Below are 7,431 nucleotides of genomic sequence, written 5' to 3'. Positions count from 1 at the left end.
CTTAGGCGTGCGATTCGTCAGAAAAACGGTGCTCTCCAAGCATCTCCGACCGGTTTCCCCAGGACTGCTCGCGCTGCGGGTTCCCGGGGAGGCGATCGGCCCGGCACGCTCCCTGCATCGGGCGTAAGGATCGGGAACCGGAGATCAGGCATGGCTATCCACGGATTCAAAGCCGGTCACGCGCCGTCCCGCAGGAACGTCCTGGCGGTCGCCCTGTCCGGATGGTCCCTCTGCGCCGCGCCGGCCGAGGCCGCCGAGAAGATCGTCTTCCTCACGAGCTGGTTCGCCCAGGCCGAGCATGGCGGCTTCTACCAGGCCAAGGCCACCGGCCTCTACGACAAGGCCGGGCTCGACGTCGAGGTCCGCATGGGCGGCCCGCAGGTGAACGGCATGCAGCTCCTGCTCGCCGGCGAGGCCGACGCGATCATGGGCTACGACATCCAGGTGCTGCAGGCGGTGGAGAAGGGCCTGCCGGCCGTCACGGTGGCGGCCTCGTTCCAGTACGACGTCCAGGGCATGATGACCCACGACGACGTGACGAGCCTCGCCGGCGTCAAGGACAAGACCATCCTCGTCTCCTCGGCAGGCTACACCGCCTGGTGGCCGTGGCTGAAGAAGAAGTACGATCTCAGCGACGGGCAGACCCGCGCCTACACGTTCAACCTGCAGCCCTTCTTCGTCGACAAGACCATGGTGCAGCAGGCCTACCCGTCCTCCGAGCCGTTCCAGGCCCAGGAGAAGGGCATCCCCGTCAAGTTCTTCCTCTTCGCCAAGGACGGCTACCCGCCCTACGGCACCACCATCGTCACGACGCGCAAGGCGATCGAGACCAAGCCCGACGTGATGCGCAAGTTCGTGCAGGCCTCGATGGAGGGCTGGAAGAGCTACATGGCCGATCCCGCGCCCGGCAACGCCCTGATCAAGGCTCAGAACCCGAAGATGAGCGACGCCCAGATCGCCTTCGGCATCCAGCGCATGAAGGAGCTGAAGGTGCTCTCGGGGGAGGAGGACGTTCCGATCGGCACGATGACCGAGGCGCGCTGGAAGGCGAGCTACGACTACCTCGTCTCGGCCGGCCTCCTCAAGGCCGAGACCGACTGGCGCAGGGCCTACAGCCTCGAGGCGATGCCCGTCCTGACGGCCAAGGCCGATTGAGGCACGACGGCCGATGTTCGCCCGACCCCGCCACAGGATGATCGAGCCTGCCCCCGAGCCGATGCGGCGGCCCGCCGCCGACGCGGCGCCGGCGGTCGAGATCCTGTCGGCGGAGAAGGTGTTTCCCAACGGCACCCGCGGCCTGGCGCCGGTGAGCCTCACCCTGCGCGAGGGCGAGTTCGTCTCGCTGATCGGCCCGTCGGGCTGCGGCAAGAGCACCCTGCTCTCCCTCGTCGCCAACCTGCACCAGCCCAGCGACGGACGGCTGCTGTGGTGGCGCGGCGGCTTCGACCGGGTCGGCGCCGACGGGCGGCGCCTCGCGGTCGTGTTCCAGGACGCGACGCTGATGCCGTGGTTGCGCATCGCCGGCAACGTGCGCCTGCCCCTCGACCTCGCCGGGATGGGCCGGGCGGAGGCGGGCCCACGCGTCCAGGCCGCCCTCGACCTCGTCGGCCTCGGCGCCCAGGGGCGGCACTTTCCGCGACAATTGTCGGGCGGCATGCGCATGCGCGCGGCCATCGCGCGCGGCCTCGTCACCGAGCCCAACCTCCTGCTCATGGACGAGCCGTTCGGGGCGCTCGACGAGTTCACGCGCAACAAGCTCGACGCCGACCTCGTCGACCTGTGGTGGCGGCGCTCGCTCACCGTCCTGTTCGTCACGCACTCGATCTACGAGGCGGTCTTCCTGTCCACGCGCGTCGTGGTGATGGCGGCGCGCCCCGGCCGCATCTTCGCCGAACTGGCCATCGACGAGCCCCATCCCCGCGGCGAGGCGTTCCGGATGAGCCCGCGCTTCGCCGAGCACTGCCGGGCCCTCTCGCGGGTGCTCACCGACGCCTCCCTGGCGAGCGACGGCCCGGAGGGCGGGCGATGACGCCCCTCGTCCGCTCGCCCCGGTTCCAGGCGATCCTGCCGCCGGTGGTGGTCGGCCTCGCGGTGCTCGGCCTGTGGGAGGGCCTCTGCCGGGCCTTCTCCGTGCCCGAGTACCTGTTCCCAGCGCCCTCGAGCGTCGCCGCCTCCCTCCTCCAGAACGGGCCGGACCTGCTGCGCGCCCTGTGGAGCACGATGCGGGTGACGCTGATCGCCTTCGCGCTCGCCACGGGCCTCGGCACGCTCACCGCCTTCCTGTTCGTGCAGAGCCGCTTCATCGAACGCGGGTTCTTCCCCTACGCGGTGATGCTGCAGGTGACGCCCGTCGTGGCGGTGGCGCCGCTGATCATCATCCTGGTGCGCGACACGCAGGTGGCGCTCGTGATCTGCGCCACCATCATCGCGATCTTCCCCATCATCTCGAACACGACGATCGGCCTGCGCAGCGTCGATCCCGGCCTCGTCGACTTGATGCGGGTCTACCGGGCGAGCCGGATGCAGACCCTGGTCCGCCTGCGCATCCCGAGCGCGCTCGGCTACTTCTTCGCCGGCCTTCGCATCGCCTCCGGCCTCTCCCTGATCGGGGCCGTGGTCGCCGAGTTCGTCGCCGGCACCGGCGGGCGCAGCGCGGGGCTGGCCTACGAGATCCTCCAGGCCGGCTTCCAGCTCGACATCCCGCGCATGTTCGCGGCGCTGGGCCTCATCACGATCGCCGGCATCCTCCTGTTCCTCGCGATGACGGGGTTGAGCCGCCTGGCGCTCGGCGAGGGGGCCGAGCCCGAGGGCGCCTGACGCGAAACCATCTTCCACCGTGCCGGAGGGCTTCACGCCGGGCCATCGCCGACAAGGACCGCATCCCGATGCTGACCACCCGCCAGCCCGTGTTCCGCAACTACTGGTACGCCACCCTGCGGATCGCCGACCTTCAGGAAGGCCCCAAGCCCTTCACCCTGATGGGCGAGAAGCTCGTGCTGTTCCTCGATCATGAGGGTGAGCCCGCCGCCCTGATGGACCGCTGCTGCCACCGCACGGCCCAGCTCTCGAAGGGCTGGTGCGAGGACGGCCTCATCGTGTGCGGCTATCACGGCTGGGCCTACGACCGCTCGGGCGCGCTCGCCCGCATCCCGCAATTCGAGCCGGACCAGGTGGTGCCGCGGCTGGCCGTGCGGCCCTACCGCTGCACCGAACGCTACGGCTACGCCTGGGTCTGCCTCGGCGAGCCGCTCGCCGACATCCCCGAGGTGCCCGAGGACACGATGCCGGGCTACCGCCGGGTGCAGCAGTTCCACGACGTGTGGAAGACCTCGCCGCTGCGCCTGATGGAAAACTCCTTCGACAACGCGCATTTCGCCTTCGTGCACAAGAACACCTTCGGGCAGATGAGCCAGCCGATCCCGGAGAAGTACGAGATCACCGAGACCGATTACGGCTTCGAGGCCGAGACGCTCATCACCATCGCCAACCCAGCCATGGCCCACCGCATCTCGGGGACCACGGAGCCCACCACCAAGCGCCACATGCGCAACAAGTGGTTCATGCCGTTCTGCCGGCGCCTCGACATCGCGTACCCGTCCGGCCTGCGCCACATCATCTTCAACTCGGCCACCCCGATCGACGACCGGACGATCCGGCTGGCGCAGATCCTCTACCGCAACGACACCGAGGCCGATTGCTCCACGCAGGAGCTGATCGCCTGGGACGCGGCCATCGTCGAGGAGGACCGCGACATCCTCGAATCGACCGACCCCGACGCCACGATCGACATGGGCCGCAAGGTCGAGAGCCACATGCCCTCCGACCGCCCCGGCATGATCATGCGCCGCCGCCTGCTGGCGCTGCTGCGCGAGCACGGCGAGGAGGAGGTCTCGGAGGCGGTGCCGGCGGTCTCGGTGCCCGCCGCGCCGACGCTGACGCCGCACGAGCAGGTCGCCTGATCCCTTCACCGAACCGACGCCGCAGGCGCCCCAGGAGACAGACCGTGATCAAGCCCCAGCCGAGAGCGTCCGTTCGCGCCGTCAGGACCATCGGGCTTGCGGCGCTCGCAGCCCTCGCGCTGGCCGCCGGGCCGGCCCGCGCCCTCGAGAAGGTGAGCTACGGCCTCAACTGGGTGCCGGAGGCGGAGCATTGCGGGTTCTTCCAGGCGAAGGCGCGCGGGTTCTACGAGCGGGCCGGGCTCGACGTGGAGCTGCGGCCCGGCAATCCCAACGTGAACATGCCCCTGCTGGTGGCCGCCGGCGAGCTCGACATGGGCATGGGGTCGAGCTTCACCACGCTCAACCTCGTCAACCGCGGCGTGAAGGCGAGGACCATCGCCGCGTTCTTCCAGAAGGACCCGCAGACCCTGGTCGCCCATGCGGGCCAGGGCGTGTCGACGCTCGCCGATCTCAAGGACCGCCCGATCATGGTCGGCGGGTTCTCGCGCAACGAGTTCTGGCAGTACCTCAAGACCGCCTACGGCTTCTCCGACGAGCAGCTTCGGCCGTTCGCCTATTCGGCGGCCCCGTTCCTCGCCGACAAACGCGCGGTCCAGCAGGGCTACATCACCGAGGACGCGATGTTGCTCGGCAAGGCTCTGCCCGAGCCGCCGGTCTCGATCCTGCTCGCCGATTACGGCTACGACAACTACGCCACCTCGATCTTCGCCACCGAGGCCTACATCGCCGCCCACGGGAAGACCGTGCGCGCCTTCGTCGAGGCCAGCCGCAAGGGCTGGGAGGAGTGCATGGCGGGCGATCCCACCCCGGCCATGCAGGCGATCCTGGCGATCGTGCCTACGGGCGGCGAGGAGCTGTTCCGGTTCAAGATCGACCAGATGAAGCGGCGCGGCCTCGTGGCCGGCGGCGACGCGGCCGCCCTCGGCCTCGGTGCGATGACGGATGCGCGCTGGACATCCTTCTTCGAGGTGATGGCCAAGGCCGGGATCTACCCCGCCACCCTCGATTACCGGCAGGCCTACACGCTCGACTTCCTGGCCAAGCCCTGAGGAATCGGACCATGCCCAAGATGGACCTGCCGGTCGTCGACATCGCCCCCTTCCTGCGCGGCGACGGCGAAGCGCGCCGCGCCGTGGGCCGCGCCTTCGGCCGTGCCTTCGAGACGACGGGCTTTGCCGTGGTGGTCGGCCACGGCGTGCCGGAATCGCTGGCCGCCGACCTCTACGCGGTCATGAAGTGCTACTTCGCGCAGGACCTCGATGCGAAACGCCGCGACACCGCCCCGGAGAAGACGAAAGCGCGCGGCTACCTGCCCATGGGCATCGAGAGCGTGGCCAGGACGCTCAAGGGCGAGACCCCCGCCGACCTGTGCGAAGCCCTGGTGTTCAACGCGCCCCATCGCGAAGGCAGGGGCAAGCCCAACATCTGGCCCGCCGAGCCGCCGGAGCTGCGCGGCCTCGTCCAGGCCTGGCAGCGCGAGATCCTGCGGCTGACCGCCGACCTCACCACCCTGTCGGCCCTCGCCCTCGACCTGCCGGAGGACTACTTCGCGCCGTGGTTCGCCGACCCCGCGCTCACCCTGCGCTTCGTCCACTATCCCGACCAGACCGAGCCGCCGGCCCCCGGCCAGCTCCGCTACGGCGCGCACCACGATTACGGCGGCCTGACGATCCTGCGGCAGGATTCCGCGCCCGGCGGTCTCGAAGTCGCCGACCGCGACGGGCATTGGCACGAGGCCAACGTCGTGCCGGACTCCTTCGTGATCAATGTCGGCGACCTCCTGGCCCGCTGGACCAACGCGCGTTGGCGCTCGACCCTCCACCGGGTCACCAACCCGGATCGTTCGCTGACGGGCTCGACGGCCCGGCTGTCGCTGGTGGCCTTCACGGGCCCGAACGAGGACACGGAGGTCGCTTGCCTGCCGAGCTGCTGCGCCGCCGACAACCCGCCGCGCTTCGAGCCGGTCCAGGCCGGGCCCTACATCATGTCGAAGCTCAGGGCTTCGATGGACCTGGCGGCGACGCCCTGACCTGACCCCGCACACCCGGGAGATCGGAAGGCCGCCCATCTTCCGGGACGACAGCCGCCCTGACGACCGACCTCTCCGCGCGCCGCCCTCCTGGAGGAGCCGGCGCGGGTGCGGAAGCAAAGGCGTCCGCGCCGCATCGGCCGAGGCACGCCGCCGCCTGCGCCGTGAACGGCGCGGCCCGCATCCCCGTCCGTTCCCGCAAGGTCAGGTTCCGCGACGGCGCCGGCGCTGCACCACAGCACGCAGCGCGACAGGCCGGAACGGGCATGGCAGAGGCCGAAGATGGGCCGGAGGTGGGCCTCGACCGGCGGCGCGAGGCCGGCTTCCGGATCGGTCGAATCAATTTTGAGCCTCCCCCGGTTTCACGGACGCGGGGGTTGGCTCGCGTTCCGTTCGGCCTGCCGTCGGAGGTAGGCGATGTCTGCGAGCCAGACCGTATTGGGCAGCGCGACCGAAAGATGCTGCTTCAGGAGGTTCGGGGCGATCGGCAGATCGTGACGGCTGCCGGTCGTCCAGGGCCGGAACCGACGTCCTGCCGGACCCCGGATGCCGTGACGGCGCATCAGACGCTCCACCCGCCCGCGACCGGCCGATCGGCCCTCCGCGCGCAGGGCGGCATGCACCCGAGGCGCGCCGTAGCGTCTGTGGTGCCCGGCGTGGATACGCCGGACGTCGTCGAGGGGCTGACGGTTGGACGCCGACCGGGCGCTCTCGGGGCGTGATCGCTGGCTGTTCTCGCTGGTGCTCGGCCATTCCCGGCACATCGAGGCGCGCTTCCTCCCGCATCAGGATTCGCAGACGCTGCTGCGCTGTCGCGTGCAGGTCTTCGCCGCGATCGGCGGTGTGCCAATCGAGATCCCCCACGACCGCATGAAGACCGCGGTCATCGGCGAGGACGAGGGTGTCGGCGGCGTGCCGGGCTACGAGGCGTTCGGTTCGCGCCATCACCCGCACGTACCACCGGGAGCAGAGCGGTCGGCCTGCCATCCGCCGGCCTGCCATCCGCATTGAAAGCTTGGATCGTCGTGGTGCAGGTTCGGCCATTCGTCGTGGGCCGGAGCGACGAGCGCGTGAGCTTCTCGCTCGGCGAGCGCCCGCCAGCCCGGAGGTTGGCCCAACGAATTTCAACCTCGACAGAAACTTTGGCGTGCCGAACGCGCGCCTCAGCCCGGTCCTCGGTGTCGAGGCTGGCAAGCTCCTCGGGCTTGCCGACCTGCGCGCGCAGGTCCCTCGGCACAGCGCGCCGGAACCAAAAAACACCGGTTTTGAAGTGGGACCAAGGCTGCGCCGCTCTCAGCGCCAACTGTGTCGCCCGGGTGTATCACTCGAGCTAACCTAAATCGCTGATTTTACTGTTCGTTTCTGCGGATCAAACACTTAGAGCGTGAATGGTGCCCAGGGACGGAGTCGAACCGCCGACACTGCGATTTTCAGTCGCATGCT

Annotated in this window: 7 protein-coding genes and 2 pseudogenes; 7 read left to right on the top strand and 2 right to left on the bottom strand. The window is 69.6% G+C overall.

Annotated features, from left to right (window positions below; all coding sequences use genetic code 11):
• The first annotated feature begins 150 nt into the window (after positions 1–150).
• The 6 genes from ACFE86_RS20185 to ACFE86_RS20160 all read left to right on the top strand — a co-directional run bounded on the left by ACFE86_RS20185 (position 151) and on the right by ACFE86_RS20160 (position 5,988).
• On the top strand, positions 151–1,155 hold the full coding sequence (locus ACFE86_RS20185; protein WP_375457111.1) for an ABC transporter substrate-binding protein: 1,005 nt from the start codon (positions 151–153) through the stop codon (positions 1,153–1,155).
• Between the two features lie 13 nt (positions 1,156–1,168).
• Positions 1,169–2,029 (top strand): ABC transporter ATP-binding protein, encoded by an 861-nt coding sequence (locus ACFE86_RS20180; protein ID WP_375457110.1) that lies wholly within the window; start codon positions 1,169–1,171, stop codon positions 2,027–2,029.
• Positions 2,026–2,817: an ABC transporter permease gene (locus tag ACFE86_RS20175; RefSeq protein WP_375457109.1), complete on the top strand. Its 792-nt coding sequence runs from the start codon at positions 2,026–2,028 to the stop codon at positions 2,815–2,817. Before ACFE86_RS20180 ends, ACFE86_RS20175 begins: the two co-directional genes overlap by 4 nt.
• 68 nt (positions 2,818–2,885) lie before the next feature.
• Positions 2,886–3,959 carry a Rieske 2Fe-2S domain-containing protein gene (locus ACFE86_RS20170; RefSeq protein WP_375457108.1) on the top strand — a complete coding sequence of 358 codons (1,074 nt, stop codon included), beginning with the start codon at positions 2,886–2,888 and terminating at the stop codon, positions 3,957–3,959.
• A gap of 44 nt (positions 3,960–4,003) precedes the next feature.
• Entirely contained in the window at positions 4,004–5,008 is a 1,005-nt protein-coding gene (locus ACFE86_RS20165; protein ID WP_375457107.1) for an ABC transporter substrate-binding protein, read from the top strand.
• An 11-nt stretch (positions 5,009–5,019) separates the two neighbouring features.
• Positions 5,020–5,988 carry an isopenicillin N synthase family dioxygenase gene (locus ACFE86_RS20160; protein ID WP_375457106.1) on the top strand — a complete coding sequence of 323 codons (969 nt, stop codon included), beginning with the start codon at positions 5,020–5,022 and terminating at the stop codon, positions 5,986–5,988.
• A gap of 407 nt (positions 5,989–6,395) precedes the next feature.
• Here ACFE86_RS20160 and ACFE86_RS20155 read toward each other — a convergent pair.
• Positions 6,396–6,713 (bottom strand): annotated as a pseudogene (locus ACFE86_RS20155) (IS3 family transposase); the annotation flags it as partial.
• Position 6,714: 1 nt separating this feature from the next.
• Here ACFE86_RS20155 and ACFE86_RS20150 point away from each other — a divergent pair.
• A pseudogene (locus ACFE86_RS20150) lies at positions 6,715–6,885 on the top strand (IS21 family transposase); the annotation flags it as partial.
• On the opposite strand, the gene ACFE86_RS20145 reads toward ACFE86_RS20150, so the two are convergent.
• Positions 6,872–7,291, bottom strand: coding sequence for a DUF6538 domain-containing protein (locus ACFE86_RS20145; protein WP_375457105.1), 420 nt, complete (start codon positions 7,289–7,291; stop codon positions 6,872–6,874). The pseudogene ACFE86_RS20150 and the gene ACFE86_RS20145 overlap by 14 nt on opposite strands.
• Between the last annotated feature and the right edge of the window lie 140 nt (positions 7,292–7,431).

The sequence above is a fragment of the uncultured Methylobacterium sp. genome, from assembly GCF_964244095.1.
Classification (GTDB): domain Bacteria; phylum Pseudomonadota; class Alphaproteobacteria; order Rhizobiales; family Beijerinckiaceae; genus Methylobacterium.
This window is presented reverse-complemented; position numbering and strand designations above follow the sequence as displayed.